This window comes from Myxococcus hansupus (assembly GCF_000280925.3).
Classification (GTDB): Bacteria; Myxococcota; Myxococcia; order Myxococcales; family Myxococcaceae; genus Myxococcus; species Myxococcus hansupus.
Map to the genome: position 1 here is coordinate 1,003,772 of NZ_CP012109.1, position 26,265 is coordinate 1,030,036.

23 protein-coding genes and 1 pseudogene are annotated in these 26,265 nt (G+C 70.9%); 13 read left to right on the plus strand and 11 right to left on the minus strand.

The genetic code is table 11. The features are described 5' to 3' along the window. Positions 1 to 33: 33 nt before the first annotated feature. The 8 genes and pseudogenes from fabI to A176_RS04235 all read left to right on the plus strand — a co-directional run bounded on the left by fabI (position 34) and on the right by A176_RS04235 (position 8,954). Positions 34 to 864 carry an enoyl-ACP reductase FabI gene (gene fabI, locus A176_RS04200; RefSeq protein ID WP_002635865.1) on the plus strand — a complete coding sequence of 277 codons (831 nt, stop codon included), beginning with the start codon at positions 34 to 36 and terminating at the stop codon, positions 862 to 864. A gap of 189 nt (positions 865 to 1,053) precedes the next feature. Next, positions 1,054 to 1,440 (plus strand): response regulator, encoded by a 387-nt coding sequence (locus A176_RS04205; protein WP_002635864.1) that lies wholly within the window; start codon positions 1,054 to 1,056, stop codon positions 1,438 to 1,440. Between the two features lie 5 nt (positions 1,441 to 1,445). Next, positions 1,446 to 2,312 (plus strand): response regulator, encoded by an 867-nt coding sequence (locus A176_RS04210; protein ID WP_002635863.1) that lies wholly within the window; start codon positions 1,446 to 1,448, stop codon positions 2,310 to 2,312. Next, positions 2,309 to 3,547, plus strand: a complete 1,239-nt coding sequence (locus A176_RS04215; RefSeq protein ID WP_002635862.1) for a CheR family methyltransferase — start codon at positions 2,309 to 2,311, stop codon at positions 3,545 to 3,547. The genes A176_RS04210 and A176_RS04215 overlap by 4 nt, the downstream gene beginning before the upstream one ends. Beyond that, positions 3,544 to 4,092 carry a chemotaxis protein CheW gene (locus A176_RS04220; protein ID WP_002635861.1) on the plus strand — a complete coding sequence of 183 codons (549 nt, stop codon included), beginning with the start codon at positions 3,544 to 3,546 and terminating at the stop codon, positions 4,090 to 4,092. Before A176_RS04215 ends, A176_RS04220 begins: the two co-directional genes overlap by 4 nt. Continuing rightward, a pseudogene (locus A176_RS04225) lies at positions 4,082 to 6,215 on the plus strand (hybrid sensor histidine kinase/response regulator). The gene A176_RS04220 and the pseudogene A176_RS04225 overlap by 11 nt, the downstream one beginning before the upstream one ends. Further along, the gene (locus A176_RS04230) at positions 6,212 to 7,285 is read left to right on the plus strand and encodes a chemotaxis protein CheB (protein ID WP_002635859.1); all 1,074 of its coding nucleotides are present in this window, start codon (positions 6,212 to 6,214) and stop codon (positions 7,283 to 7,285) included. Before A176_RS04225 ends, A176_RS04230 begins: the two are co-directional and overlap by 4 nt. 73 nt (positions 7,286 to 7,358) lie before the next feature. After that, positions 7,359 to 8,954: a methyl-accepting chemotaxis protein gene (locus tag A176_RS04235; protein WP_002635858.1), complete on the plus strand. Its 1,596-nt coding sequence runs from the start codon at positions 7,359 to 7,361 to the stop codon at positions 8,952 to 8,954. Between the two features lie 90 nt (positions 8,955 to 9,044). Here A176_RS04235 and clpA read toward each other — a convergent pair whose 3' ends face one another. The 5 genes from clpA to A176_RS04260 form a co-directional block, all read right to left on the minus strand. Beyond that, a complete protein-coding gene (gene clpA / locus A176_RS04240; protein ID WP_002635857.1) occupies positions 9,045 to 11,342 on the minus strand; it encodes an ATP-dependent Clp protease ATP-binding subunit ClpA in 2,298 nt (765 codons plus the stop codon). A gap of 3 nt (positions 11,343 to 11,345) precedes the next feature. Then, complete coding sequence (locus A176_RS04245) at positions 11,346 to 11,669, minus strand: ATP-dependent Clp protease adaptor ClpS (protein ID WP_002635856.1); 324 nt, start codon at positions 11,667 to 11,669, stop codon at positions 11,346 to 11,348. A gap of 39 nt (positions 11,670 to 11,708) precedes the next feature. Then, the gene (locus A176_RS04250; protein ID WP_002635855.1) at positions 11,709 to 12,869 is read right to left on the minus strand and encodes a GNAT family N-acetyltransferase; all 1,161 of its coding nucleotides are present in this window, start codon (positions 12,867 to 12,869) and stop codon (positions 11,709 to 11,711) included. 66 nt (positions 12,870 to 12,935) lie between these two features. Continuing rightward, positions 12,936 to 13,376 (minus strand): hypothetical protein, encoded by a 441-nt coding sequence (locus A176_RS04255; protein ID WP_002635854.1) that lies wholly within the window; start codon positions 13,374 to 13,376, stop codon positions 12,936 to 12,938. Between the two features lie 28 nt (positions 13,377 to 13,404). Continuing rightward, entirely contained in the window at positions 13,405 to 13,947 is a 543-nt protein-coding gene (locus A176_RS04260) for a DUF2378 family protein (protein ID WP_044889796.1), read from the minus strand. 205 nt (positions 13,948 to 14,152) lie between these two features. Here A176_RS04260 and A176_RS04265 point away from each other — a divergent pair, with 205 nt between their 5' ends. From A176_RS04265 to A176_RS04275, 3 genes are all read left to right on the plus strand, one after another. After that, the gene (locus A176_RS04265) at positions 14,153 to 14,719 is read left to right on the plus strand and encodes a NifU family protein (protein WP_002635852.1); all 567 of its coding nucleotides are present in this window, start codon (positions 14,153 to 14,155) and stop codon (positions 14,717 to 14,719) included. 143 nt (positions 14,720 to 14,862) lie between these two features. Then, the gene (locus A176_RS04270) at positions 14,863 to 15,696 is read left to right on the plus strand and encodes a class I SAM-dependent methyltransferase (protein ID WP_002635851.1); all 834 of its coding nucleotides are present in this window, start codon (positions 14,863 to 14,865) and stop codon (positions 15,694 to 15,696) included. Positions 15,697 to 15,827: 131 nt separating this feature from the next. Beyond that, positions 15,828 to 16,100, plus strand: a complete 273-nt coding sequence (locus A176_RS04275; RefSeq protein ID WP_002635850.1) for a hypothetical protein — start codon at positions 15,828 to 15,830, stop codon at positions 16,098 to 16,100. A gap of 326 nt (positions 16,101 to 16,426) precedes the next feature. On the opposite strand, the gene A176_RS04280 is transcribed toward A176_RS04275, so the two are convergent. The 3 genes from A176_RS04280 to A176_RS04290 all read right to left on the minus strand — a co-directional run bounded on the left by A176_RS04280 (position 16,427) and on the right by A176_RS04290 (position 20,282). Continuing rightward, the gene (locus A176_RS04280) at positions 16,427 to 18,106 is read right to left on the minus strand and encodes an RluA family pseudouridine synthase (RefSeq protein WP_002635849.1); all 1,680 of its coding nucleotides are present in this window, start codon (positions 18,104 to 18,106) and stop codon (positions 16,427 to 16,429) included. Between the two features lie 237 nt (positions 18,107 to 18,343). Beyond that, positions 18,344 to 19,495, minus strand: coding sequence for a THUMP domain-containing class I SAM-dependent RNA methyltransferase (locus tag A176_RS04285; RefSeq protein ID WP_002635848.1), 1,152 nt, complete (start codon positions 19,493 to 19,495; stop codon positions 18,344 to 18,346). A 34-nt stretch (positions 19,496 to 19,529) separates the two neighbouring features. After that, a complete protein-coding gene (locus A176_RS04290) occupies positions 19,530 to 20,282 on the minus strand; it encodes a lysophospholipid acyltransferase family protein (protein WP_002635847.1) in 753 nt (250 codons plus the stop codon). 220 nt (positions 20,283 to 20,502) lie between these two features. Here A176_RS04290 and A176_RS04295 point away from each other — a divergent pair, with 220 nt between their 5' ends. Continuing rightward, entirely contained in the window at positions 20,503 to 21,393 is an 891-nt protein-coding gene (locus A176_RS04295) for a ferredoxin reductase domain-containing protein (protein ID WP_002635846.1), read from the plus strand. Here A176_RS04295 and A176_RS04300 read toward each other — a convergent pair. The 3 genes from A176_RS04300 to A176_RS04310 all read right to left on the minus strand — a co-directional run bounded on the left by A176_RS04300 (position 21,371) and on the right by A176_RS04310 (position 24,721). Further along, positions 21,371 to 22,993, minus strand: a complete 1,623-nt coding sequence (locus A176_RS04300; RefSeq protein WP_193409851.1) for an ATP-binding protein — start codon at positions 22,991 to 22,993, stop codon at positions 21,371 to 21,373. The two genes, A176_RS04295 and A176_RS04300, sit on opposite strands and share 23 nt — an antisense overlap. A gap of 243 nt (positions 22,994 to 23,236) precedes the next feature. Further along, positions 23,237 to 24,331, minus strand: a complete 1,095-nt coding sequence (locus A176_RS04305) for a TIGR02266 family protein (protein WP_226994192.1) — start codon at positions 24,329 to 24,331, stop codon at positions 23,237 to 23,239. Positions 24,332 to 24,346: 15 nt separating this feature from the next. Next, positions 24,347 to 24,721 carry a response regulator gene (locus A176_RS04310; protein WP_002635842.1) on the minus strand — a complete coding sequence of 125 codons (375 nt, stop codon included), beginning with the start codon at positions 24,719 to 24,721 and terminating at the stop codon, positions 24,347 to 24,349. 82 nt (positions 24,722 to 24,803) lie between these two features. On the opposite strand from A176_RS04310, the gene A176_RS04315 reads away from it, so the two are divergent. Beyond that, positions 24,804 to 26,204: a M20/M25/M40 family metallo-hydrolase gene (locus A176_RS04315; RefSeq protein ID WP_044889793.1), complete on the plus strand. Its 1,401-nt coding sequence runs from the start codon at positions 24,804 to 24,806 to the stop codon at positions 26,202 to 26,204. Positions 26,205 to 26,265: the final 61 nt, after the last annotated feature.

The following is a 26,265-nucleotide window of genomic DNA, read 5'->3' on the forward strand; positions in this document are numbered from 1 at the left end:
GTCCTTTTCCCCTTCCCGCAAGAGGCCGTCTCCATGCTGCTCCAAGGCAAGAAGCTGCTCATCACCGGGGTGCTCACCCCCCAGTCCCTGGCCTACGGCATCGCCGAGCACGCGCTGGCGCAAGGCGCGGAAATCCTCCTCACCGGCTTTGGCCGGGCGAAGTCGCTCACCGAGCGGAGCGCCAAGCGCCTCAAGCCGGGGCTCGAGGTGCTGGAGCTGGACGTCACCAACCCGGAGCACTTCACCGCGCTCACCGCGTCGCTGCGTCAGCGCTGGGACCGGCTGGACGGCGTGCTGCACTCCATCGCCTACGCGCCGGAAGATGCTTTGGGAGGCAACTTTCTCAACACGCCGTGGGAAAGTGTACAGACGGCGTTCCGCATCTCCACGTTTTCCCTGAAGGAGCTGGCGGTGGCGTGCCTCCCGCTGATGACGCAGGGGGGCTCCATCGTCACGCTGGACTTCGACAACCGCGTCGCCTGGCCCATCTACGACTGGATGGGGGTGTGCAAGGCGGCGCTGGAGTCCACGGTGCGCTACCTGGCGCGCGACCTGGGGCCCCAGGGCATCCGCGTCAACGCGCTGGCCGCCGGGCCGCTGGCCACCATCGCCGCCAAGGGAATCCCGGGCTTCAAGGCGCTGGAGCAGGGCTGGGGGACCCAGGCGCCGCTGGGCTGGAGCGCCAAGAACAGCCATGACCTGGTGGCCCGCACGGCCTGCGCCATGTTGTCGGACTGGCTGCCCTCCACCACGGGCGAAATGATCCACGTGGATGGTGGCTACCACGCCATTGGCGCGCCGCCGGTGGCGCCCGAGGCCGACGAGGCCCCCGCGCAGCCCGCTTCGAAGCCCGCCGCCGAGTAGGCGCGCCCCGTGTCCCCCGGGGGCATTCGGACCCAGGGGATAACGCATCAGGTCATCCGACACCTGGCTGCCCGGCTGGACGCCGGGCCGGCCCTCCCCCAGTTCTCACGTGAGAGCCCTCACGGTAGAGTCGTGAACGTTTCGCAGGACGTTCCGCACGTCGCGGGCCTGCGCAGGAGCCGCCGCACAGTGAGCACCCACAGCACCAACGTCTTGCTGGTGGACGACAGCCCGACGGTTCGCAACATCGTCAAAATCTACTTGATGAACCTGAAGGTCTCGACCGTCGAGGCCGACGATGCGGCGCGGGGGCTTCAGATTCTCCGGCTGGTGCCGGTGAGCCTGGTCATCGCGGACATCAACATGCCGGGGATGGACGGCATCACCTTCGTGAAGGAGGTCCGCGCCAGCGCGATGCCGCAGGTGCGGTCGGTCCCCATTCTCCTGCTGACGGCGGAGAAGAACGTGGACCTGCGGCAGCGCGGCACCGAGGCCGGCGCGAACGCCTTCATCCAGAAGCCTGTGTCCCACCACGAGCTGACGGAGACCGTCCGTCAGTTCCTCACCAAGGCCTGACCGCCGTGAGCCTGCCGTCCCTGCTGCTCGTCGACGACAGCGACGCGATTCTCGCGCTGGAGCGGGCCATCCTCTCCGGCCACTACACCATCCACACCGCCAGCAACGGCCGCGAGGCCCTGGAGAAGGTGGGGCGCCTGCAACCGGCGGCGGTGCTGTTGGACCTGTCCATGCCGGAGATGGATGGGGACGAGGTCCTCCAGCGGATGAAGGCGGACCCCGCCACCGCGGGCATCCCCGTCATCATCATCTCCTCGGAGAAGTCGCGCGCCGAGGCCTGCCTGGGGCTGGGGGCGGAGACGTTCCTGGCCAAGCCCTTCCGCGCGGACGAGCTGCTCCAGGCGGTGGGCGAGGCCATGGCCAGCGCGCGGCAGCGCGCGCGCACCGGCTCGCTGCTGGCCCTGCGCCTGACGGTGGGGGACCTGGAGTTCGCCATCCCCCTGGACGCGGTGCGGGAGGTGCTGCTGCAGCCGGCGACCCGGCCGCTGCCCACCGGGCCCTCCTACCTGCGCGAGTACGTGGAGGTCCGGGGCTCGTCGCTGTGCGTGCTGGACGTGGCGTGCCGGCTGGGCGTGGAGCACAAGCTGTCCCGCGTGGAGCGCATGCTCGTCGTCATCGAGTCGGAGGGCGTGGCGCTGGCGTTGGCGGTGGACACGGTGAAGGACCCGGAGGAGTACGCGTCGGAGGACATCGACCGGCGCGAGCGTCTGGGCGGGGCCGACCATGGTCCGCTGCGCGAGGGGCTCATCGGCATGCTGCGGCAGGCGGGGCGCTCGCTGCCCATCCTGGACCCGCGGGTCTTCATCTCGCGGGGGCTGCTGCGAGAGCTGCCGTCGATGCTGGAGGCCGCGGAGGCCAGGCGGAGCGCATGAGCGGCGAGCTCGACCCGCGCCTCCTCACCCGCGCGCGGGAGGTGGTGGCCGGCATCACCGGCTTTCGTGAGGACGCCATCGCCGCGGAGGCGGTGGACCGCGTCATGCGCTCGGAGCTGGCGCGCGGACGCACCCCGGCGGACCTGCTGGGAGAGCTGCTGTACCCCAGCTCCTCGCTGGCCACCGTGCTGGTGAAGGCCATCCTGGTGGGGGAGACGTACTTCTTCCGTCACCCCGAGCACTTCCGTTTCCTCTCCCATGAGGCCGTGCCCGCGGTGCTCCAGCGCGGCAGCCTGGCCCTGCGCGGCTGGAGCGCGGGGTGCGCCTCCGGCGAGGAGACGTACTCGTTGGCCGCGTGTCTTCAAGCGTCCGTGCCCCACGGCTTTCCGGTGGAGGTGCTGGGCACCGACATCCACGAGGCCAGCCTGGAGGCCGCGCGCCGCGCCACCTACGGCACCTGGTCCCGCCGCGAGTCGGCGCCGCGCCTGTTCCCGCTCTACACGGAGACGGGCGAGCGCGAGGTCACCATCCTCCCCGTCGTCCGCCGCATCACCACCTTCGCCCAGGCGAACCTGCTGGCGCCGCTGCCCGAGCGCTTCGGCCGCTTCGACTTCATCCTCTGCCGAAACGTGCTCACGTACTTCACTCCCGCCGCGCGTGACGCGGTCATCTCCCTTCTGTCGCGCACGCTCAACCCCGGCGGCTGGCTCTTCCTGGGCGCCGTCGAGGTGGACCGCGTCCCCGCGGGCATGGTCCGCGAGGGCCCCCCGGAGCTGCAGGCGTTCCGGCTGCTCACGCCGGAGGAGCTGAACGCGCGCGCCGCTGCCGCGTCTCGCGCCGCCGCCGCGTCCCGTCCCTCGGTGACGCCGGTGCGCCGGCCGCCGCCGCCGGTGGCCGCGCCCGCGCGCGAGGTGGCCGTGGCGCCGCCTCCGCCGCCCACCCGGCTGCACCTGAATGCGCTGGAGCGCATCGAGGAAGGCGACGAGGTGGGGGCCTCCTCCGTGCTGGAGGCGCTGGTGCGACAGGCGCCGGACTACCTTCCGGGGCTGTTGGAGCTGGCCCTGCTGCGGGAGCGCTCCGGGGCGCGTGAGGGGGCCGTGCCGCTGATGCGGGCGCTCCGAACGCGCGCCGAGCGGCTGCCGCCCGACCAACTCGTGGACGGGCCCGAGGCCCTGCCCGCGCGTTTCTACCAGGCGTCCGCTGACGCCTACCTCAACCAGGGGGCGCTCGAATGAAGGTCACCCCGCGGACGTTGGAAGAGAGCCAGGAGGCGGAGGCGCGCGAGCTGTTGGAGCGGCGCGCGGCCCGCCTGCGAGAGCAGGGCGAGAACACCGTCGAGGAGGCGGTCCATTGGATCGCCGAGTTCCCGCTCGGTGAGGAGCGTTACGCGCTCTCCCTGGAGTCGCTGCGGGCGGCGCTGCCCCTGAAGATGGTGTCGCCGGTGCCGCTGTCCGCGCCGCACGTCGTCGGGGTGCTGCGCTTCCAGGGCCAGGTCCTGGCCGCGCTCAGCCTGGCGTCGCTCCTGGGCGGCCATGGCTGGCGGCAGGACCCGGCGGTGCTGCTGGTGGTGGACCGCGGGGACGGCGAGCTGTGCGCGCTGGACTGCGAGGCCATTCCCCGGCCCACCACGCTGCCCATGAGCGCGGTGGAGGCGGCGCGCGTGCGCGCCGAGGGCGCGGTGATGGAAGTCTTCACGCAGGACCGGCAGCTCATCCACCTCATCGACCTGAAGCGCCTGTTCTCCGTGACGCGCGGCGCGGGAGCCCGTCATGCCCGTTGATCCGATGCTGCAGGGGCTCGTCGCGGGCTTCGCCATCGAAGCCCAGGAGGTGGTCCAGAAGGTCACCATGGACCTGCTGGAGCTGGAGCGCGAGGGCCTGGAGACGGACGCCCTCACCAAGCTCTACATCCGGCTGGGCCGCCACCTGCACACGCTGAAGGGCAGCGCCGCGTCGCTCGGCATGCAGGACCTGAGCGACATCGCCCACAAGCTGGAGGACGCGCTCGCCCCGCTGAAGGCGAATCCGCAGAAGATGCCCCGGCCCGTGGTGGACGTGCTGCTCCACGGCCTGGACCTCTTCCTGCTGCGCGCGCAGGCGCACGCGGACGGCCGTGGCGACGCGCTGCCCGACCCGGCCGCCGCCCTGGCGCAGCTCGTGGCGGAAGCCCCGCCGCCCGAGGCGGCCGCCGCGATGGGCTCCGGCGCCCGTGGCGGCTCCGGCGTCTGTCTCGCCCGAGCCCGTCGCCGTCCCGGACGCGCTGCCCGAGTCCGCGGACGCGGGCTGGCGCGTGTCCGCGTGGCAGGTGACGGCGCTGATGCGCGAGGTGGAGCGCCTGCGCGAGGTGCGCCTGCGGGTGGAGGAGCGGGGCCGCGAGCTGGAGCGGGCCGCCCAGTTGCTCGCGAAGCAGGGGCTGCTCGCGGAGACGGCCGAGGCGCGCACGGCGCTGTCGGGCACCGCGCGCTCGCTGCGCACCGACGGCGAGGAGACGAGCGACATCGTGGACGCGCTGGAGGAAGGCCTCAAGGCCATCACCACGCGCCCGGTGCGCACCATCCTGGACCCGCTGCAGCGCATGGTGCGGGACTTGTCGCGCCAGTTGGGCAAAGAGGCGCGGCTGTCGGTGGTGGGCGCCGAGGTGTCGTTGGACCGGCGTCTGCTGGAGAAGCTGCAGGGCGCGCTGGTGCACCTGCTGCGCAACGCGGTGGACCACGGCCTGGAGCTGCCGGCGGACCGCGAGCGCGCGGGCAAGCACCACGAGGGCGCGCTCACGCTGCGCGTGGAGCAGCAGGGCAACCTGCTCTACCTGGAGGCGTCGGATGACGGCGCCGGCATCGACGTGGAGACGGTGCGCCGGCTGGCCGAGCAGCGCGGCGTCGTCACCGCCGAGGAGACGGCGCGGTTCAACGACAACCAGCTCCGCGACCTCATCTTCCGGCCGGGCTTCAGCACCCGCACGGACGTGACGGACACCTCCGGCCGCGGCGTGGGCCTGGACGCGGTGCGCGCGTCGGTGGAGGGGCTGCAGGGCCGCATCGAGGTGGCCAGCACGCCGGGGCAGGGCACGCGCTTCATGCTGACGCTGCCCACGGACCTGGGCAGCTCGCCGGTGCTGGTGGTGCGCGTGCTGGAGCAGCTCGTGGGCCTGCCGATGCTGGCCGTGGAGGCCACGCAGCTCGCGCGCGCGGAGTCGCTGCGCCTGGGCAAGCGCCGGGCCCACCTGGAGTACCAGGGGCAGCTCGTGTCGGTGGTGGACCTGGGCGCGCGGCTCGGCCTGCGGGCCCTGGCGCCTCCGGCGGAGGGGCAGCCGCTGCTCATCGTGCAGAGCGGTGGCAAGCGCGTGGCGCTGGTGGTGGACGCGGTGGTGGGGGACCGTGATTTGGTCATCCGCCCGCTGCCGTCCGAGGTGCGCGACGTGCCCGCCTGGCAGGGCGCGGCCACGCTCAGCCGGGGCGAGCTCTTGCTCATCTGCCGTCCGGACTGGCTGGTGACGGAGACGGTGCAGGTGCAGGTGACGGCGCAGCGCCGGGCGCTGGTGGTGGACGACTCGCTCACCGCGCGGGCGCTGCACCGGGCCATGCTGGAGGCGGGCGGTTTCACGGTGCACCTGGCGGCCAGCGGGGCGCGGGCCCTGGACCGGCTGGCCACGGACACCTACGACGTCGTCATCTGCGACCTGGACATGGAGGAGATGGACGGCATCCAGCTCATCGCGAAGCTGCGGGAGCGGTCGGAGACGGCGTCGCTGCCTGTCATCCTCGTCTCCGCGCACGACAGCGCGGTGGCGCGCGAGCGGGGCCTGAAGGCGGGGGCGGACGGGTATCTGAGCAAGCGTGAGTGCGCCGCGGGCCGTCTCCTGGCCGAGGTGCTCGACGTCATGAGCCGCCGGGGGAGTCGCGCGTGAGCGTCAAGCGGCCCCCCATCCGGGTCCTCGTGGTGGACGACTCGCCCACCATGGCGAACATGCTGACGGCCCTCCTCACGGAGGAGCCGCGCATCGAGGTCGTGGGCCGGGCGGGGGACGGCAACCGCGCGGTGCAGTTGGCGCGCCTGCTGCGTCCCGACGTCATCACCATGGACCTGCTGCTGCCGGGCCTGGATGGACCGGGGGCCATCGCCGCCATCATGTCGCAGTCCCCCGCGCGCATCCTGGTGGTGAGCGCGGTGGCCGAGCAGCGCGGCGTGGACCTGGGCTTCCAGGCCATGAGCGCCGGCGCGCTGGAGCTCATCGGCAAGCCCAACGTGACGAACGCGGAGGAGCTGCGTCGCTGGGGCCGGGATTTGGCGCACTCGGTGTGCCTGATGGCGGAGGTGCCCGTCATCTCCCGCCGCGCGCGCGCCGCCGTGGCGCCGCCGCTGCCCTCGGGCGCCCGGGTGGACATCTTCGGCGTGGTGGCCTCGACGGGTGGCCCGCCCGCGCTGGCGGAGGTGCTGTCCAAGCTGCCCCGCTCGTTGCCCGTGCCGCTGCTCATCGCCCAGCACATCACCGTGGGCTTCACGCAGGGCATGGTGCGCTGGCTGTCCCAGGTGACGCCGCTGCCGGTGGCCATCGCCAAGGACGGGGAGCGGCTGGAGCCCGGTCACGTGTACTTCCCGCTGGACGGGCATGACCTGCTGGTGGACGCGGCGGGGCTGGCGCGGCTGCAGCTCAGCCGGGGCGGTCCGTGCCCCAGCGGAGACCTGATGCTGTTGTCGCTGGCCTCCGCCTTCGGGCGGCGCAGCGGCGGCGTGGTGCTCACCGGCATGGGGGAGGACGGCGCGCGGGGCCTCCTGGCCGTCCGCAAGGCGGGCGGCGTCACCTTCTCCCAGGACGAGGCGTCCTCCGTCGTCTTCGGCATGCCTCGCGCCGCCATCGAATTGAAGGCCACCGACCAGGGAGTGCCCCTGGCCTCGGTGGCGGAGCTCATCCTCCAGAGTTGTACGTTCGCGCCCTTCCGGGGCGGACGCACCGAGGGCGGAGGTCCCCCCCGGTGAGCCCTTGTCCGTGCTTCAACGGCCCGCCTCCGCGCGGGGGCCGTCCTGACGTCGCTTCCCCGGCGGTGATTTCGTGAGCCTCCCGCAGCAATCCTTCGCCACCCAGTTGTCGCAGCAGTTCCGCCAGTCGCTGGGGCTGGCACCCAAGTTCGTCCTCGTCACGGCGCTCATCAGCGCGACGGCGGCCGCCCTGCTCACCGGGGTCGCCACGCGGCGTCTGGAGAGCGACCTGGTGGACAGCTACCTGGGGGCCGGCCGGCACGTGGCCCGGGGGCTCGCGGTGGCCGCCGAGCAGGGCGTGGTGGCGGGCGCCAGCGCGCTGCAGCCCATGCTGGACTCCAGCACCGGCCACTCGGACCTGGCCTATGCCTTCATCCAGGACTCGGCCGGCAACGTGGTGGCCCACACCTTCACGGACGGCTTCCCGGAGGCGCTGAAGGAGGCCGTCACCACGTCGGGCGCGGGCTCCGTGCTGGACGTGGAGGCGGGCGGCCAGCACCTGCGCGCCCTGGACGTGGTGGCGCCGGTGGCCGGCGGCCGCCTGGGCGCGGTGCACGTGGGCGTGTCGAGGGACCACATCGACACCCTGGTGTCCGGCCTGCGCGTGCGCATGGTGGGCTTCGCGGTGTTGCTGGTGGCGGTGGGCGTGGCGGTGTCCGCGCTGTTCGGCCGCAGCATCGTGGGCCCGCTCAAGAGTTTGACGGAGGTGGCCGGCCACATCGTGGAGTCCGGTGACTTGACGCGGCCCATCCAGGTGAAGAGCGGGGACGAGGTGGGCCGGCTGGCCAGCTCCTTCTCGCAGATGGTGAGCCGGCTGCGGGAGGTGACCGTCAATCTCCAGCAGGCGGCGGTGGCGCTCACCCAGTCCACCGAGCACCTCAACACGTCCTCCACCGAGCAGGCGCAGACCATCTCCCGGCAGGCCGCGGCGCTGCAGGAGACGCAAGTCACGGCGCAGGAAATCAAGCAGACCTCCATGCTGGCCGCGCAGAAGGCGGAGAGCGTCCTGTCGGTGGCCGAGCGCGCCGACACGCTGGCCAAGTCGGGTGAGGAGTCCATCGAGCTCACCATGGCGGGGCTCAACGACATCCGCGTCCAGGTGGGGGAGATTGCGCAGAAAATCGTCGAGCTGGGCGAGCGCACGCAGCAGATTGGCGGCATCACCCAGACGGTGAAGGACCTGGCGGACCAGTCCAACATGCTGGCGCTCAACGCCGCCATCGAGTCCGTCCGCTCCGGCGAGCACGGCAAGGGCTTTGGCGTGGTGGCGCGCGAAATCCGCGCCCTGGCGGACCAGTCCATCGAAGCCACCACGCGCGTGCGCGAGCTGCTGGACGACATCGCCAGCCAGGTGTCGGCCGCGGTGCGAATCACGGAGCGCGGCGCCGAGCGCATGGAGTCGGGCCTGGCCCAGGTGCGCACCAGCGGGCAGAACCTGCGGGAGCTGTCCTCCATCGTCCAGGACAACGCCGCCGCCGTCCGCCAGATTGCCGCCGCGGTGAGCCAGCAGAACGTGGGCATCAATCAAATCACCCTGGCCGTGAATGACTTGTCCAAGATGATGGACGAGACGGTGGCCCGCATCGGCTCCACCGGCGAGGCCGCCACCACGCTGCAAATCATCTCCGAGCAGCTCTCCAGCGCGGTGAAGAGCTACCGCGTCGAGTAACCCCGCGGCTCGCTGGAAAGACGAAGGCCCCGGCTCCCACTTGAGGGGACCGGGGCCTTGTCATGTCCGCGGCCAGCGCGGGCAGGGGGCCTACGCCACCTCGGCGGTGGCGGGCTCCGTACTCAACTTGAGGCTCTCACCTTCCACGTCGTAGTGGGCGGTGCCGCCATTCTTCAGGTCGCCAAAGAGGAGCGCCTGGGCCAGCGGCTTCTTCAGCGAGTTGTCCACCAGCCGGGCCATGGGCCGCGCGCCGAAGGCCGGGTCGTAGCCGTGCTCGGCCAGCCACGCGCGGGCGGCGGGCGTCAGCGCCAGCTTCACCTTCTTCTCTTCCAGCATCTTCTGGAGCAGGCGCACTTCCTTGTCCACCACCTTGAGGATGACCTCGGGCGGCAGGCCGGAGAAGAGAATCCACCCGTCCAGGCGGTTGCGGAACTCCGGCGTGAAGGTGCGCTCAATCGCCTTCTTCGCGCGGGTGGCGTCCGCGGGCTTCGTGAGGTCACCGAAGCCCATGGCCTTGGTGCTCATCTCCTGGGCGCCGGCGTTGGTGGTGAGGATGAGGACGATGTTGCGGAAGTCGGCCTTGCGGCCGTTGTTGTCCGTCAGCGTCGCGTGGTCCATCACCTGGAGCAGGATGTTGAAGAGGTCCGGGTGGGCCTTCTCGATTTCATCCAGCACCACGACGGCATAGGGGTGCTTGCGCACGGCGTCCGTGAGCAGACCGCCCTGGTCGAAGCCGACGTAGCCCGGAGGCGCGCCGATGAGCCGGCTCACGGTGTGCTTCTCCGAGTACTCGCTCATGTCGTAGCGCAGGAACTCCACGCCCAACGACTGCGCGAGCTGCTTGGCCAGCTCCGTCTTGCCCACGCCCGTGGGGCCGGAGAAGAGGAACGAGCCAATGGGCTTCTCCGGCGCGCGCAGGCCGGAGCGCGCCAGCATGATGGCGCTGACCAGGTCCTTGATGGCCGGGTCCTGCCCGAAGATGACGCCCTGGAGGTCCTTCTCCAGGTTCTGGAGCTGCACGCCCTCGCTGGCGGACACGCTCTTGGCGGGGATGCGCGCCATCTTCGCGACGACGGCCTCCACGTCCGCGCCGGTGACGGTGTTGGAGCGCTGGCCCTCCGGCTTGAGCCGCTCCGCCGAGCCCGTCTCGTCGATGACGTCGATGGCCTTGTCCGGCAGGAAGCGGTCGTTGATGTGCTTGGCGGACAGCTCCGCCGCCGCGCGGATGGCCTCGGGCTGGTACTTCACCCCGTGGTGCTCCTCGTAGCGGCTCTTCAGGCCCTCCAGGATGAGGACGGTGTCCTCGATGGAGGGCTCGCCCACTTCAATCTTCTGGAAGCGCCGCGACAGGGCCCGGTCCCGCTCGAAGGCGGACTTGTACTCCTGATACGTCGTGGAGCCGATGCACCGCAGCCGGCCGCTGGCCAGCGCGGGCTTGAGCAGGTTGGACGCATCCATGGAGCCGCCGCTGGTGGCGCCAGCGCCGACGATGGTGTGGATTTCGTCGATGAAGAGGATGGCGTTCGGCTGCTCCTTCAGGGCCTTGAGCACGCCCTTGAGCCGCTCCTCGAACTGGCCGCGGAACTTGGTGCCCGCCAGCAGCGCGCCCATGTCCAGCGAGTAGACGACGGCGTCCTTCAGCACCTCGGGGACGCGGCCCTCGTGGATGTGCAGCGCCAGCCCTTCGGCGATGGCCGTCTTGCCCACGCCCGCCTCGCCCACGTAGAGCGGGTTGTTCTTCCGGCGGCGGCAGAGCACCTGGATGGTGCGCTCCAGCTCCTTCTCGCGGCCGATGAGCGGGTCGATTCGACCTTCCTGGGCCTCGATGTTGAGCTGCACGGTGTAGGCCTCGAGCGGGCTCTTCTTCGGCGCTTCGCCCTCCTCGTCATCGCCCGCGGGGGCGGCGTGGCCACCCGTGCCGTCCTCACCCTCACCCTCCTCGCCGTCCTTGGTGACGCCGTGGGAGATGTAGTTGAGCAAATCCAACCGGGTGACGCCCTCCTGTTGGAGCAGGTAGAGCGCGTGGCTCTCGTCCTCGCGGAACAGGGCCACCAGCACGTCCCCGCCGTCGATGAGCTTCTGCTCGGCGGACAGCGCGTGCATGGCGGCGCGGTGGAGCACGCGCTCCACGCCGATGGTCTGCTGGGGCTCGGCGTCCACGCCGTCGGGCAGCCGTTCAACTGTCTCTTCCAGGAAGGACTCCAGGCGCTCCTGGAGTTGCTTCACGTTGGCTCCGCACCCCTTGAGGACCTCGCGCGTGCGAGCGTCCTTGGTGAGGGCCAGGAGCAGGTGTTCCAGCGTCAGGTATTCGTGGCGCATCTTCCGCGCCTCATCCAGGGCGGTGCGGAAGCTGGCCTGCAGCTCTTTGGCAATCAGCGGTCCTGCCACGTTTCAACCTTCCTCGGGTTCCATGGAGAGCCGCAGCGGCATGTCGTTCTCCTTCGCCGCGGCCTCCACCGTCTCAATCTTCGTTTCGGCGACGTCGTATGTATAAACGCCGGCCACCCCGACACCGTTGTAATGAACGTGCAGCATGATCTGCACGGCATCCGTCTCCGACTTGTGGAAGACCTCCCTCAGCACGGCCACGACGAACTCCCGGGTCGTGTAGTTGTCGTTGTGCAGGAGCACCTTGTAGAGCGGCGGTTTCTTGAGCTTCTGCTTGGGGACGGTCTCCGTGATGACGGAGGTATCGTGCTCATGCTTCTGCGCCATAAGTCGTTCGGACTCCCTTGCTGAACAGCCGAGGGACGTTCAGTCCCCCTCCTTGAAACCTGTTTCGGCCCGCCACTGGGGCAGGCTCCCTTCGACGGCTGCCCGCTCGTGGGCCAGGAAGCCGCGCACCGCCTTGTCCATGCCCGGGTGCAGGAGCAGGTGGGCACTGTACGTGAGGTGCGGCTCGAAACCCCGGGTGAGCTTGTGCTCGCCCCCCGCGCCCGGCTCGAAGCGCGCCAGCCCCTGGGCGATGCCCTCCGCCACGGGGTGGTACAGGCAGACGTTGAAGTGCAGGAAGGGGTGCTCCTCGAAGCCCCCCCAATAACGGCCATACAGGACATTGGCACCGGTGAAGTTGAACGCACCGGCCACCAGGCGGCCTTCCCGGCGCGCCTCCACCCACTCGCAGCGGTGCCGGAAGCGGGCGAGCAGGCGGGCGAAGAAGTCCGGGGTGAGGAAGCGCTGGCCCCACGGATACTTGTCCACCGTGGTGGCGTACAGGCGGTAGACGGTGTCCGCGTCCACGTCCGCCAGGGCGTCGCCGCGCAGCGTGCGCACCTCGAAGCCGCGCTCGCCCAACGCGCGCATCTCCCGGCGGAGCTGGTGCCGGCGCCGCGCGTGGAAGCGGGCCAGGAAGTCGTCCAGCGTGCGGTAGCCGCGGTTGCGCCAGTGGTACTGGACGCCGAGCCGCACCGCGAAGCCCTGGGCCTCCAGGACGGGCAGCTCGTCCTCGGTGGGGAAGAGGACGTGGATGCCGGACAGGCGCTCGGCGCGGGCGTACTCGTGGGCGGCGGCGTACAGCTCCGCCTCGCGCGCGGGGCGGTCCTCGCCCGGGGCCACCAGCACGCGGCGGCCGGTGGCGGGCGTGAAGGGCACGGCGAGGACGAGCTTCGGGTAGTAGCGCAGGCCCGCGCGCTCGGCGGCGGTGGCCCAGGGGCTGTCGAAGACGAACTCGCCGTCGCTGTCGTCCTTGAGGTACGCGGGCGCGGCGGCCACCAGGCGCGCGCCGCGCCAGAGCGTCAGGTGGCGGGGATGCCAGCCCCGCTCCGGCACCGCACAGCCGCTCTCCTCCAGCGCGTGGAGGAACGTCCACTCCAGGAAGGGCACCGCCTGGGCGTCCACCAGCGCATCCCACGCGGCGCGGGGGATTTCGGTGAGGGAGCGCAGGATGCGCAGCGTCGTGGGGAGCGGGGTGGACATCGTCGGTGCCTGGGCCAGGGCGAGCCTATAACGATGCGTGCCCGCTCCTGCCACGGCGGACCGGGACTACTTCCCGCGAGTCAGCTCCGCGGCGAGGAAGCGTCCGGCTTCCGCCAGTCCCTCGGCCCCGCGTCGGCGGCCCTCGTCCGATTCCATCACCCGCCGCGCGGCGTCACCCGCGGTGCCCACCTCCAGGTCCACCAGGATGAAGAAGGCGCTGAGCGCCGGACCCACCTGGGCCATCCGCCCCGGCCGCATGGGCCGCTCCCCCAGGGTGGTGGCCACCTTCTCCACCAGCCCGTCGTCGGTGAGCCGCTTCGCGGTGCCGCGCATGGCCGTCCAGGTGGACTCCAACAGCGAGGGCAGCATCCGGCCGGCGAGCGCGCTGGACAGCCGCTGCGCCGCTTCTTCCTCGTCGATGTGATGGGCCTGCGCGTAGGTGGGGGCGAGCTTCGCGACCACCACGGCGCGGGTGGCGAGGTGGGCCAGTCTGGGTGGATAGGACACGCGGTGCTCCCGGGAGGGCGCCAGCGGGTTACCAGCGCACGGCCAGACGGTAGCCGCCCGCGCTCCGCTCCTCCACGGTGATTCGGGGCTGGGCGTTGGCCATCACCAACAGGCCCTCCAGCCCCCCGGCCATCAGGTCCGGCCGGTTGTAGCGGTCCGACAGCGAAATCCGGCGGCCCCGCTCGCCCTCGGCGGCGATGGAGACGTCCACGTCCGTGCGGCCCATCATCGCCAGGTAGCGCGGCAGCCGCTCCAGGGCGCTCGCCGGGCCAATCATGGGCAGGGCCACCGCGGCCACGCGGCCCACCAGCGTCTGGGCGAAGCCGTCCACCGCCCGGCGGCCAAGCTGCCTGTAGGCGTCCTCGTCGCAGAGCTCCGGGAACCGCTCGTGGCGGGCCAGCGCCACGGCGCGCTGCCAGAGCGTGATGGGGTAGTCCAGCTCCGGCCGGCGGCTGTCATAGCCCAGCGCTTCCAACTGCTGCGCCAGCCGCCCCTCGGCCTGGAGGCCCCGGACGAAGAGTCCCTCCATCACGCTCGCGGGCACTCGGGGCACGACGGGCGGTGCGGGCATGGGCGGTCGAAAGGTGGGCTGCGGGTTGCCCCGAGGGGTGTACATGCTCCCAGTCTACGCAAAGTGCACAGGGAGTCCTGGTTTTGCCCTCATTTCGCAACGATTCCTGGCGGCCGCATCCAGCAGGTCAGGTGATTGCCAGCCTGCGAGCCGTGTTGCTATGGGGCCGCGAGCGCCTTAGAGGAGTCCTCCCAAGGAGATTTGCATGTCGGTGAACATCCAGCTCGAGTGGACCCCGAACCCCAGCACGCTGAAGTACGTGGTGGACCGGCGGTTGTTGGCGGGCGGGGCCGTGAACTTCACGAACCTCGAAGAGGCCAAGGCGAAGTCTCCGCTGGCGCGCAAGCTGATGGACGTGCGCGGCGTCACGGCGGTCATGATTGGCACCAACTTCGTGACGGTGACCAAGGGCGACGAGGGCGAGTGGGACGAACTCAATGACGAGGTGATGTCCACGCTCGACACCCACCTGACGTCCGACGAGCCGGTGGTGGACGAGGCCGCGCTGGCCGCGGCCCGCGAGGCGGCGGGGCAGGGCGCGGGTGGCTCGATTGAGGGCCGCATCCAGGACATCCTGGACAGCGAAATCCGCCCGGCGGTGGCCATGGACGGTGGCGACATCACCCTGGACCGCTTCGAGGACGGCATCGTCTACCTGCACATGAAGGGCTCGTGCGCGGGGTGTCCGTCGTCCACGGCGACGCTGAAGATGGGCATCGAGGGGCGCCTGCGGGAAATGATTCCCGAGGTCCTCGAGGTGGTGTCCGTCTGAGGCGCAACGTCAAGGCCTCGCAGGTCCGGCGGGAGCTGCTGCCGGACCAGTCCCCCGCGCTGCTGCGCGAGCTGCACCTGCTCACGCGCGAGGGGCATCTCAACGCGGATGCGCTGCGCAAGCTCAAGCAGGTGAACCACCTGATGGGCTTGCTGCGCCCGGCCGTGGAGGACGTCCAGGCACGCCACCCGAACGCGGTGATGGTGGACGCGGGCAGCGGCAACGCCTACCTGGGCTTCGTGCTCTACGAGCTGTTCCTCAAGGGCGCGGACACCGGGGCGCTGTTGTCCATCGAGGGCCGTCCGGACCTGACGGAGCGGGCCCAGGGGCGCGCCCAGCGGTTGGGCTTCACGCGGATGCAGTTCCAGACGGCGCACATCGACACGGCGAAGTATCCGGAGCGCATCCACCTGCTGATGGCGCTGCACGCGTGCGACACCGCCACGGATGACGCGCTCGTCGCCGCCATCCGCCACGGCGCGGACCACGTGGCGGTGGTGCCGTGTTGCCAGGCGGAGGTCGCCGCGCAGCTCAAGGAGAAGCGTCCTGTCGTGACGGGCAGCGGCACCCTGTCGCTCCTGTACGCGCACGCGTGGCACCGGCGCGAGTTCGGCTCGCACCTGTCGAACGTCATCCGCGCGCTGACGCTGGAGGCCTTCGGCTACCAGGTGACGGTGACCGAGCTGACGGGCTGGGAGCACTCGCTGAAGAACGAGCTGATTCTGGGGCGCAGGGTGCACCGGGAGAACCGGCGCGCCCGCGTGCAACTGGAGCGGCTGCTCGCGGAGACCGGGGTGAATCCCAAGCTGACGCGGGAGCTGGGCGTGAAGCCCGCGGCGTCGGTAGGGGCGCTGGCTGCTTCGACGGAGCCGGAGGTGCCGGTGGTGGCCTCCTCCGAGCCTGGGGTGGACGTGTCCGAGCATCCCCCGGTGGAGGGGGCCGAGCGGGTGGCGCCGTCGTCCTCTTCCGAGACGTGAGACGCACCGTGTCGTGGTCGGTCCTTCGCGCCTGAATTGGCAGCCACTCGGGCACTTGGCATCGTGATGCGCGCCTCGCGTTGTCTGGCGAGGCGTGCGTATCCGCTGTGCCAACCCTGGAAGAGGCTCCCATGCGCAACAAGAAGGGCGTGTCCGTCGCGTTGCTGTTGTTGGCTGTTTCCGGTGTCACCCTGGCCTCGCAGCGCGCGGCGCCGGATGAGGTCCATGTGGACGAACCCGTGTGTGTCGCCACGGGGGTGATGGCTCGCGAGGCTCCCGGGCCCCTGGCCGCGTGTCCTTCGTTCTGTGGACCGGACCGCGTGGCATGTCTCGCCGCCTGCAATGGTGACGTGGCCTGCCGCGGCAGTTGCCAGGATGCGTACATCTCCTGCTGCGGCTTCTGACGGGCACTGGCGTTCACGCCGCCGTGGGGTACTCGCTCCGGGCGGGTGCCTCGATTCATGGGCGGTCGGGACGCACTTGCGGCCAGGCTGTTGGAGCGGCGTGACGCCCCGCCACCTGCGCGTCCTCTTCTTCAGGTCATGGCGTCACGCCCCCGGTAAGAGGGTGGCGGAGGCGGGTCGAGGGCTCGCTGTTCGGAAATGTCGGGACATTTGCGGCAGGCGCTGGCGCTCGAAACCCCCGACATTTCCGAACAGCGAGGTCCAACGCCGCCCCCGGCGGCGTCGGCGCGGGGCCTGCTCACACGCAGGCGTCCGTCCGCACGAACTCAGAAGGGCGCGGGCCGTTCCAAGGCGATGGGCTGGCCCGTGACGGGATGTCTGAACGCGAGTGCCTCCGCGTGCAGATGCAGCCTCGTGCCCGGATGGCCGTAGAGGCGGTCTCCGACGATGGGCGCACCGAGCCCCAGCGGATGCGCCGCGTGCACACGCAGTTGATGCGTCCTCCCGGTGAGCGGGAAGAGGGCCACCTTCGTCCGGCCGTCGCGCCGTTCGAGCACGCGCCACTCCGTCACCGCGGGCTTTCCATGGACCGGGTCGTGAATCTGGCGGGGCCGGTCGTCGAGGTCCACGCGCATGGGGAAGTCGATGGTGCCGCGCTCACCGGCGACCTCTCCGTCGACCCAGGCCACATAGCGCTTGTGGACCTGCCGCTGCGCGAACAATCGCTGAAGCGCCGCATACGTGCGCAGGTCCTTGGCGGCGACGAGCAGTCCCGAGGTGTCCAGGTCCAGCCGGTGCGCGAGCAGGACTTCGGGCGCATCGGGATACCGCGTTCGCAACCGGGCCTGCACGGAGTCCTCCACGGAGGTGTCCTTCGCGGGCACGGAGAGCAGGCCTTCGGGCTTGTCCACCACCACGAACCACTCGTCCTCGAAGAGGATGTCCAGTTCCCGCGAGGCCATCGCGCGAGGGGTGAAGGGCCGGGGGGCGGAGACGGGGAGGCCCTCCAACATGAATGGCAGCAGGGGGCCGCACTTGTCCTTGCACGCGGGGTAGTACGCGCCGCTGGCTCGGCCTCCGGCGGGAGGTGGCGCGCCCCACCAGAACTCAGCGAGCGCCAGCGGACGGAGTCCTTGGTCGAGTGCATGCGCCAGCAGCTTGGGCCCCGCGCAGTCGGCCGCGCCCGAGGGCGGTTCGCCGCCAGGGTACAGACGCCTGAGGGGCTGGCGCTCGCCCCGGGCATTGGGCACCACGTAGGTGTCGTGCAGGCGCTTCATCAGGGCTCGGCAGACGAAGAGCCGCAGTCGCTCCATGGCGCGCAGCCGGCGCTCCAGCCGTGTCCGCTGAGGCGTGAGCAAGCGCAGCGCTTCATCGTGAGCCGCTTCCAGTCTGCGCAGCTCGGCCTTGTCGCCGCGGCTCTCCTGGTCGAGCGCGTGCAGTGCCGTGCGCCGCGACTCCGCGTCCAACGCCGCTGACGCGGTGAGCTCCGCGCGCCGCGCATGGCGTTGCTTGCGGCGGGCCTCATGGTCTGCGCGCATCCGAGCACGGGCCGCTGCGTGGTTCGCGGTCAGCGCATCGTGCGCGACCCGCGTGGACACAAGCTCCTCCGAGGACCGGAACGCTTCCTCGCGCGCCCACAGTCCTTTCACCTGGGCTTCGCCCGCCGGTTCCAGTTGCTCGCGAGCGTCCCGTTGGAAGAGGGGCGGCACGAATCCAGAGACGTCCCAACGTCCGGCGAGCATCCCGGAGAAGGCGCGCAGGAAACCCACGCGTCCGTCGGGCGCCTGGGCGACAAGGACGCCGAACATCTTCCCGCCCTCGGCCGAGTCGAGGCACGACGCTGGCAATCCAGGCGCGATGTCCCCCGCCCGCAGCGCGGCCTGGAGCAGCTCCGCGGCCCGCCTCGCGAGCGCATGGGGCGCACCCTCGTCGAAGGGATGGGGGAAGCTCCCGGGCAGGTGCTCGGTGAGGGGCTGCGGCTCGAAGGGCGTGAACCACGTTTCCACGGCGCTGCGTTACCACGGCAGGGGTGGAGGGGCCCACCGGGAGTCTGTCGCGCGTGGAACTCGGAGGCGCCACGCCGTCGGGTCGAGGGGCCGTCCTCACGGAACGTCAGCGCGAGCCGAAATCCGCCACGGGGCACGCAGGCGTCCGCTTGCACCGGCAGGCTCCGTGCGCTGAGCCGGCGCGAGGCAGTGCCCCGCACCACCGTGTTGGGACGCTCAGCGGCTCACCGCCGGAGGTCAGCGCGAGCCGAGGTCCGCGAGCAGCAGCCGGCACCGAAGCCCGCCATTGCGCACCGGCAGGCTCCGCGCGCCCGTCAGGCCCAACGCCTTCACCAGCCCCGCGTCATCGGGGAGGATGACCGCCCCACGCCACCCGGCGAAGCCCGTGCGCAGCGTATGCCCCAGTGCCCGGTACAGCTCCGGGAGGTCCTCGGCTTCGCCCACGCGCTTGCCGTAGGGCGGATTCGCCACCACCAACCCGGGCCCGCCCACGGGCGCCTTCAGCGTCCGCAGGTCCTGTCGCTCCAGCGCGAGCGTCACCCCCGCGCGTCGGGCGTTGCGCCGCGCCGTGCCCAGCGAACCCGCGTTGAGGTCGTAGCCATGAATCGCCGCGCTCGGAGACGCCAGCGCCTCCGCCTCCACGCGCGCCTTGCGGCGAGCCCAGTCCTCGGCGGAGAAGGAAGGGAAGCTCTCGAACGCGAAGGCACGCAGCACCCCCGGCGCCCGGCGCATGGACATCCAGGCGCCCTCCACCAGGAAGGTGCCCGAGCCACACATCGGGTCCACGAGCGGCTCCTGGCCGGTGTACCCCGCGAGCCGGAGGATGCCCGCCGCCAGCGTCTCGCGGAGCGGCGCGCGGCTGACCTCCTGCCGATAACCCCGGCGATGCAGCGCCTCGCCCGTGGTGTCGGCGCTCACGGTGAACACGTCACGGTCCACGCGCACCAGCAACGTCAGGCCGGGACCGCCACCGTCATCATCGAGCGGCCCCGCTTCCTCCACTGACGGCAGGTCCCAGGCATAGGCCGCCGCGTCGAACACGACGTCCGGGCCCGGCACCGGCGAGCGATGCATGCTCACCGACAACCTGGGAGCCGAGGCCTTGCTCCAGACCCGAGACAGGTCGAGCGCCTTCAGCCGGTCCGCCAGGGTGTCGGAGTCCCCGGCCCGGAAGCTCCCGAGCCGCAGCAGGACACGGCTGGCGCAGCGCAGGCGCAGGTTGGCGTCCTGATGGAGCCCTGGGGGACCTTCCAGCTCCACACCGCCCTCCACGAGGCGAGGCCGCCAGCCCAGCGCGGAGGCCTCCGCTTCCAGGGCGGGCTCCAGGCCGGGGAGGGTGGAGACAAAGAGCTGTTCGTCAGTGGGCGCGCGCGTCACGGGAAGCGCCATTGTCCGCGTCCCAGCGCGCGCCGCAATGCCTCATTCAGGGCGCGGGTGCGGAAGGCCGCTGCCAGTCCGGCGCGGAGGCCGCGGGCGGCGGGTCGTCGGCGTAGACGCCCCGGTACCTGTCCGGCAGCAGCGCGGCGACCTTGCTCATCATCGCGTCCACCAGCGCCTGCCGGGGGTCCTCGGCGCTCGCCACCTGGGCGTCCAGGTCCTCCACGCGGAAGGGGGGGCCGAAGCGGACGAAGACGTCCGCCTGGAACAGCCGTTCTCCGCCCATGTCGGAGTCGTTGATGGGCATCAGTTGCTCGGTGCCCTGGAGCGCCACCGGCACCACGGGGACGCCCGCGCGCCGGGCAATCAAGGACAGGCCCTTCTTCGCCTGGGTGAGCGTGCCGGTGCGGCTGCGAGCGCCCTCCGGGAAGATGAGCACGGACTTGCCGGCCTTGAGCGTCTCCAGGGCCCGCCGCATGGCCTCGATGTCGGGCGAGTTGGGGCGGATGGCGATGGTCTCCATCGTCTCCGACGCCAGGCGCGTCATCACCGTGCTCTGCAGCTTCACCCCGGCCAGGAAGACGACCTTGCGCGGCCGGAAGGCCCGGTCCAGCGTGAAGCCGTCCGCGTTGGACAGGTGGTTGCAGATGAAGAGGCAGGGCTGGTCCGGGATGTTCTCCCGTCCGAGGACCTGCTCCCGGGCCAGGGCATTCCAGACGCCGTCCATCAACACGCGGACCGCCTGCTGGCGGGGGCCGTCGGGCAGCTTCGACAACAGGAAGAAGAGAGTGCGCAGCACGGGTCGATTGCCTCTGGCTTGGGGGACGGTCGCCCCCCAGGCCCTCAACGTTCCACCTTCAGATGTAGTTCCGAAGGAGGTCGTCCGTCAGCACCTACACCGTCCGCCGCCCTGGCTGCCAGACAGGCCGTCGTACAGCCAACGCTCATTTCGGACCGGGGGGCGGGGTAGTCATGCATTGCCGTCTGCGCGCGGCCACGGCTTGGGCTATGGGAGACGCATGAGTTCGGTCGAAGCCCGCGCGTCCCGCGCGAAAAAGCCAGTGGAGTACGAGGTCACCGTCGACCACGTGCGCATGGACACGCATGACACGGCGACGCTCTTCCTCGATTTCGGCGGCGTGCCGCTGGACTACAAGGCCGGGCAGTTCCTCAACATCGACCCGCACCAGTTCCCAGCCCTGGCGCGCCTGTCGTCCTATCTCCAGGAGCAGAAGGGGCGAAAGGAGCCGCAGCGCTCCTACTCGCTCGCCTCCGCGCCGCACGAGCCGCTGGTGGCCATCACCGTGAAGGACGAGGAGTTCATCCCCGGCCTCACCCGCTATCCGCCCCTGCTGTCGCCCTACCTCGTGCACGGCCGGCTCACCGGCGCGCGCATGAAGGTGATGGCCTTCATGGGGCCCTTCGTGCTCCCCGACGACGTGGAGGAGCGCACCGGCCACATCGTCCACCTGGTGGCGGGCTCGGGCGCGGTGCCCAACTTCGCCATCCTCAAGGACGCGCTCCACCGGGGCCTGAAGCCGCGTCACACCTTCGTCTTCTCCAACAAGACGTGGGGCGACGTCCTCTACGGCGAGGAGCTGGCCGCGCTGGAGCGCCAGCACCCGGACCGCGTCCGCGTGGTGCACACGCTGACGCGGGAGACGGATGACGCACGCTACGGGCACAACGTGCGCAAGGGCCGCGTGGGCCAGGCGCTGTTGGAGGAGCTGATTCAGGACCGTGACACGTGCCTGGTGTACGCGTGCGGCCCCGCAATCACGCCGTGGGACCGGCGCAAGGCGCTGGAGACGCGCACGCCCTCCACGCCGCGCTTCATCGAGACGGTGCTGGGCCATCTCCACGCGCTCGGCATCGAGGACAAGCGCATCAAGCGAGAGACATACGGTTAGGCACCAGCGGCAGCCACAGCTCGAAGCGGGCGCCGCCACGCGGCCGGCTGCTGGCGCGCACGCTGCCTTCGTGGGCCAGCACCACGCGCCGGACGATGGCGAGCCCCAGGCCCCGGCCATTGGCGCGCGTCAGGAAGAAGGGCTGGAAGACGCGCTGCGGGTCCACGTCGGGGATGCCGGGGCCTTCGTCCTCCACCACCAGGCGCACGCCGCCGTTCGCAGGCTCCACCGTCATGCGCACCTTGCCGCCCGCGGGCGACGCCTGCACCGCGTTGCGCACCAGGTGCGTCACCGCGAGCTGCAACAGCGTCTCATCCCCTTCGAGTGACGGCGTCTCCGCGGCCTCGTCCACGCTGAAGCGCAGCGTGGGCGCGTCCGGCGGGCCGTGCATCTGCCCCAGCGCGCGCCGCACCAGCTCGCCCAACTGGAGCGGACGGGGGCGCGGCTCCAGCGGGCGCACCACGTCCAGCAGGTCCCGGACGATGTCCTCCAGCCGGATGGCCTCCTCCTCCAACATGCCCACCGCGGCCTGCCCCGTGGGGCCCAGGTGGGCCTCGCGGCGGAGCACCGCCACCGCGTTGAGGATGGCGCCCAGCGGGTTGCGGACCTCGTGGGCCACCACGCCCGCGGCCTCGCCCAGCACCTCCAGCCGCTCGCGCGCGACCAGCTCGTCCTGGAGCCGGGAGACCTCCTCCAGCCGCACCGCGGATGTCTCGTGGTGGCGCACGTTCTCCAGCGCGCCGCCCACCAACTGCGCGAACAGCTCCAGGGTGCTGGCGCCCGCCGGGGTGAGCGCGGGGCCCTGCACCGAGAGCACGCCGTAGGGATGACCCTCCACGAGGATGGGCGCGTCCAGGCCCCGGCTGTCGGGAGGGTGGAGGCGGCGGAAGGTGCCCACCGCGTCGGGCGTCGTCTGGATGTAACGGGCCACGCCGAGCATGTCGTGGTGGAAGGCCGCCTTGCGCCGCTCGAGCACCTCCAGGAAGTGCGGCATGGCGGCGCCTGGAATCCGCACGTCCCGCAGGGGCATGCCGTACATCTGCTCGGCCTCGGCCTCGCTGAAGGGATGCTGGCGCATGGGCCCGTGTCCGAACGTGTCGCCGTCCAGGTGCATGACGGACACCGCGAAGCCCTGGCGGAACACGGCGTCCACCGCCGTCTCCAGCACCGACCGCTCGTCACGGCAGCGCAACATCGTCGACGCGGCGGCCACCAGCGCCTCGGTGAGGCGCCGCACGGAGTCCTCCGCGTCCGCGTCCATCAGCACCACCACCCGCTCCTCCGGGTGGGCGCCGGGGGCGTAGCGCATCGACAGGGTTCGCTGTGTTCCATCCGCCCGGTGGATGCGCATCCACAAGGGGCCATCGGGCAGCGGCTCGCCTCGCGCGACGGCCTCGTACATCGCCGACACCCGGTCGCGCTCCTCGGGCACGAAGCGGCGGATGTTCTCGGAGACGGTGGCGGCCAGCAGCTCCGCGCAGGGGACACCCAGCAAGGAGGCGAGCGCCGCGTTGACCCGCAACACCTGCTCGCCGCGGAGGACAGCGGTGGGGATGGGCAGTGTTTCGAGCAGCCGGTAGTCGGTGGACACGGCGGTCATCCTCTGGGGCCGCTTCGCCATCCGCAAGCGAACTTCCGCGGTGTCAGGTGCGGCGGACGCAATGGGTTTTCCCGCACCCCGTATGGAGGGGCGAGGGGCAACACTCGGAGGGCACGACAATGAACTTCATGAACCTGATGGACCGCGATGACCTGGAGTTGAAGGCTGTCATGGCCGTGATGGCGGCCTTCGTGCTGACGGGGGCCGTCTTCCTGGGGCAGATGCTCTGAGCGGCGCTGGGGACTACTTCTTCTTCTCCTTCGCGCGAGCCAGATACTTCTGCACGAACTCCTTCTCCTCCGGGCGAAGGTGGCTCAGACGCAACCCGTAGCCGCGCGGGTTCTTTCCGTCTTCCAGTGAGTTTTCCCAGATGACGGCGCTGCGGAGCGTGATGACCCGCAGGGGGTCGTCGAAGCGCAGGGTCAGCTCCACCTGCGTCCCCAGCCGCAGCGGCTTGTCCGTGGCGATGAAGAGTCCGCCAGAGGACAGGTTGATGATGCGGTGGTCGGTGAAGATGCCCGCGTTCTGCAGCGTCACCTTCACGTCCGCGTGGATGCGGTCGTCCGAGCGGCGCTCGAGTCCGACGAACTCGGCGCTGGAGTAGGTGGGCGCGGCCGCCGCCCGGCGGACAGAGGGTGCCGGGGGCGGCGGTGCGGGCGTGGGCGCGATGGGGGCCCGGGCCATCACTGGCGCGGCCTGCACGGGGCGCGGCGCGGGGGCGGCGGTCATCACCGGCGCAGGCGCGGCGGCCATCACCGGCGCGCGCGCCGCGGCGGCGGGCGAGGCCTGCACCACCGGCGGCGGCCGGGGCGGCGCGGGCGGCTGTGCATGCGGCACGGCGTGCATGACCGGCGGAGGCGGCCGTGGGGGCTGCGTCGCCTGGGCCCACGAGGCCTCCGCTTCCCGCATGCGTCGCGACAGGAAGTCGAAAATCTCCGCCGACACCTTCTTCAACTCCGGATGGGTCTCCGGCGCGATGTGGTCCGGCGTGAAGCGCTTGGCCATGCGGAAGTAGGCCAGGCGCAGCTCGTCCAGGTTGGAGGTGGGCTTGAGGCCGAACACCTCGTGGACGGGCAGGTTCTGCATGGCGCGCATCTGCGCGCGCAGCCGCTCCGCCTGCTGCAGCTCCACGGAGGGCGAGGGCCGCGCGCTGGCGAGCAAGTCGCTCAGCTCGGGCAGCTCCGGGAGCGTCACCCAATGGGTTCCGTCCCGCGAGGCGCGCACCGCGGCCTTCAAGCGTCCGGAGGCAATCAACTCCCGGAGGGCTTGGAGCGCCAGGGGCCCCAGCACACGCCCGAGATTGTCCGCTACCCAGTAACCGACAACAGGAGACGACACGCAGACACCTCGGGGTCAGTGAGCCAACGCCTGGCGCACGGCCGAGGCGATCTCAAGCGGATGGAAGGGCTTGCCCACGAAGCCCACGGCGCCTGCCGCCATGGCCTGCTCCACGACGGGCTCCGCATCCATGCTGCTGATGACCAACACCCGCGTGGTGGGCGACACCGTCTTGATGGCGCCCAACACCTCCAGGCCGCTCTTCTTCGGCATGAACAAGTCGAGGAACATCACCGCCGGCTTCTCGCGCGCGGCGACCGCCAGTCCTTCCTCGCCGTCCGCGGCCTCGAGCAGACGCAGCTCGATGCCCGTGTCGGCGATGACGTCCTTGAGGATACGGCGCACGAAACTGTCGTCATCGACGAGCAGCAGGGTCGGGGTGTCGGACATGGTTGGAGATGATACTTGGACCGCGCAACATCCGCGCGGGGACATGGGGCGCCTGCCCGCCTTTTTGGGTTAAGGGGTGAGCATGTCCACCGACCACGCTCTCTCACACTTCGAGTCGCGGAAGCAGACGTACCTCGAGGACCTCAAGTCGCTCGTCCGAATTCCCAGTGTCTCATTTCCTGGCTTCGATGCGACGCAGGTACGACGCAGCGCGGAAGCCACCGCACGCCTGTTGAAAGACCGTGGTTTTGAAAACGTTCAGCTACTCGAAATCGAGGGCACGCATCCCTACGTCTACGGCGAGGTGCTCAAGGCGCCGGGCAAGCCCACGCTGCTGCTGTACGCGCATCATGACGTGCAGCCCGCGGGAGACGCGGCCGCGTGGAAGAGCCCTCCCTTCGAGCCGGTGGAGCGGGACGGGCGGCTGTACGGGCGCGGCTCGGCGGACGACAAGGCGGGCATCGTCGTCCACACCTCCGCGGTGGAGGCGTGGCTGAAGGGGGCGGGGCAGCTCCCGCTCAACGTGAAGGTCATCATCGAGGGCGAGGAGGAGATTGGCAGCAACTTCCTGGGCGACTTCCTCCAGAAGCACGCGGCGCTGCTGAAGGCGGACGCCATCGTCCTCACGGACACGTCCAACTTCGACACCGGGCTGCCTTCCATCACCACCGCGCTGCGCGGCCTGGTGACGGTGGACGTGGAGGTGCGCGCGTTGCGGCAGGCGGTGCACTCGGGCATGTGGGGCGGGCCGGTGCCGGACCCGGCCATGGCGCTGTGCCGCATGCTGGCCACGCTGACGCACGCGGACGGCTCCATCGCGATTGAAGGCATCCGCGAGCGCGTGAAGCCGCTGACGGACGGGGAGCGCCAGAGCATCCAGTCGTTGCCGGGAGACGAGGCGCACTTCCGCGCGCAGGCGGGCCTGCTGCCGGGCGTGCAGGTGCTGGGCAATGGCACGCACCCGTGGGAGATGAACTGGCGTCAGCCGAGCATCGCCATCAACGCCATCCAGGCCAGCAGCAAGAAGGACGCGCGCAACATCATCTGTGATTCGGCGTGGGCGCGGGTGGGCATCCGCATCGTCCCGGACCTGGACGCGCGTGACGTGGAGCAGCGGCTGAAGGCGCACCTGCGCAAGGCGTGCCCCTGGGGCCTGGAGCTGCACTTCGAAACGGAGGGCGCGTCCGGCTGGTGGTACACGGACCCGTCGCACCCCGCGTTCCAGGCGGCCTTCCGCGCGCTGGAGAAGGGCTACGGGACGAAAGCGGTGGCCATGGGCTGCGGCGCGTCCATTCCCTTCGTGGAGCCCTTCGCCAAGGAGCTGGGCGGCGTGCCCGCGCTGCTCATCGGCGTGGAGGACCCGTACACGTATGCCCATTCGGAGAACGAGAGCCTCCACCTGGGTGACTGGGAGAAGTCCATTCGCAGCGCCATCCACCTGTACGCGGAGCTGGCCGAGGCCCTGAGCCCGAAGGCGCCGTGAGCCGCGGCCAGGGCACCACACTTTGCCCTGGCCTTGGAGGTCCCTTCGCTGATGTCCTCCG

What these genes read in the sequence shown, in the direction of transcription:
- fabI (WP_002635865.1), top strand. Translation starts at nt 34, where the DNA reads ATGCTGCTCCAAGGCAAGAAGCTGCTCATCACCGGGGTGCTCACCCCC.
- A176_RS04215 (WP_002635862.1), top strand. Translation starts at nt 2,309, where the DNA reads ATGAGCGGCGAGCTCGACCCGCGCCTCCTCACCCGCGCGCGGGAGGTG.
- A176_RS04220 (WP_002635861.1), top strand. Translation starts at nt 3,544, where the DNA reads ATGAAGGTCACCCCGCGGACGTTGGAAGAGAGCCAGGAGGCGGAGGCG.
- A176_RS04245 (WP_002635856.1), bottom strand. Translation starts at nt 11,669, where the DNA reads ATGGCGCAGAAGCATGAGCACGATACCTCCGTCATCACGGAGACCGTC.
- A176_RS04250 (WP_002635855.1), bottom strand. Translation starts at nt 12,869, where the DNA reads ATGTCCACCCCGCTCCCCACGACGCTGCGCATCCTGCGCTCCCTCACC.
- A176_RS04260 (WP_044889796.1), bottom strand. Translation starts at nt 13,947, where the DNA reads ATGCCCGCACCGCCCGTCGTGCCCCGAGTGCCCGCGAGCGTGATGGAG.
- A176_RS04265 (WP_002635852.1), top strand. Translation starts at nt 14,153, where the DNA reads ATGTCGGTGAACATCCAGCTCGAGTGGACCCCGAACCCCAGCACGCTG.
- A176_RS04270 (WP_002635851.1), top strand. Translation starts at nt 14,863, where the DNA reads ATGGGCTTGCTGCGCCCGGCCGTGGAGGACGTCCAGGCACGCCACCCG.
- A176_RS04275 (WP_002635850.1), top strand. Translation starts at nt 15,828, where the DNA reads ATGCGCAACAAGAAGGGCGTGTCCGTCGCGTTGCTGTTGTTGGCTGTT.
- A176_RS04285 (WP_002635848.1), bottom strand. Translation starts at nt 19,495, where the DNA reads ATGGCGCTTCCCGTGACGCGCGCGCCCACTGACGAACAGCTCTTTGTC.
- A176_RS04295 (WP_002635846.1), top strand. Translation starts at nt 20,503, where the DNA reads ATGAGTTCGGTCGAAGCCCGCGCGTCCCGCGCGAAAAAGCCAGTGGAG.
- A176_RS04300 (WP_193409851.1), bottom strand. Translation starts at nt 22,993, where the DNA reads ATGACCGCCGTGTCCACCGACTACCGGCTGCTCGAAACACTGCCCATC.
- A176_RS04310 (WP_002635842.1), bottom strand. Translation starts at nt 24,721, where the DNA reads ATGTCCGACACCCCGACCCTGCTGCTCGTCGATGACGACAGTTTCGTG.
- A176_RS04315 (WP_044889793.1), top strand. Translation starts at nt 24,804, where the DNA reads ATGTCCACCGACCACGCTCTCTCACACTTCGAGTCGCGGAAGCAGACG.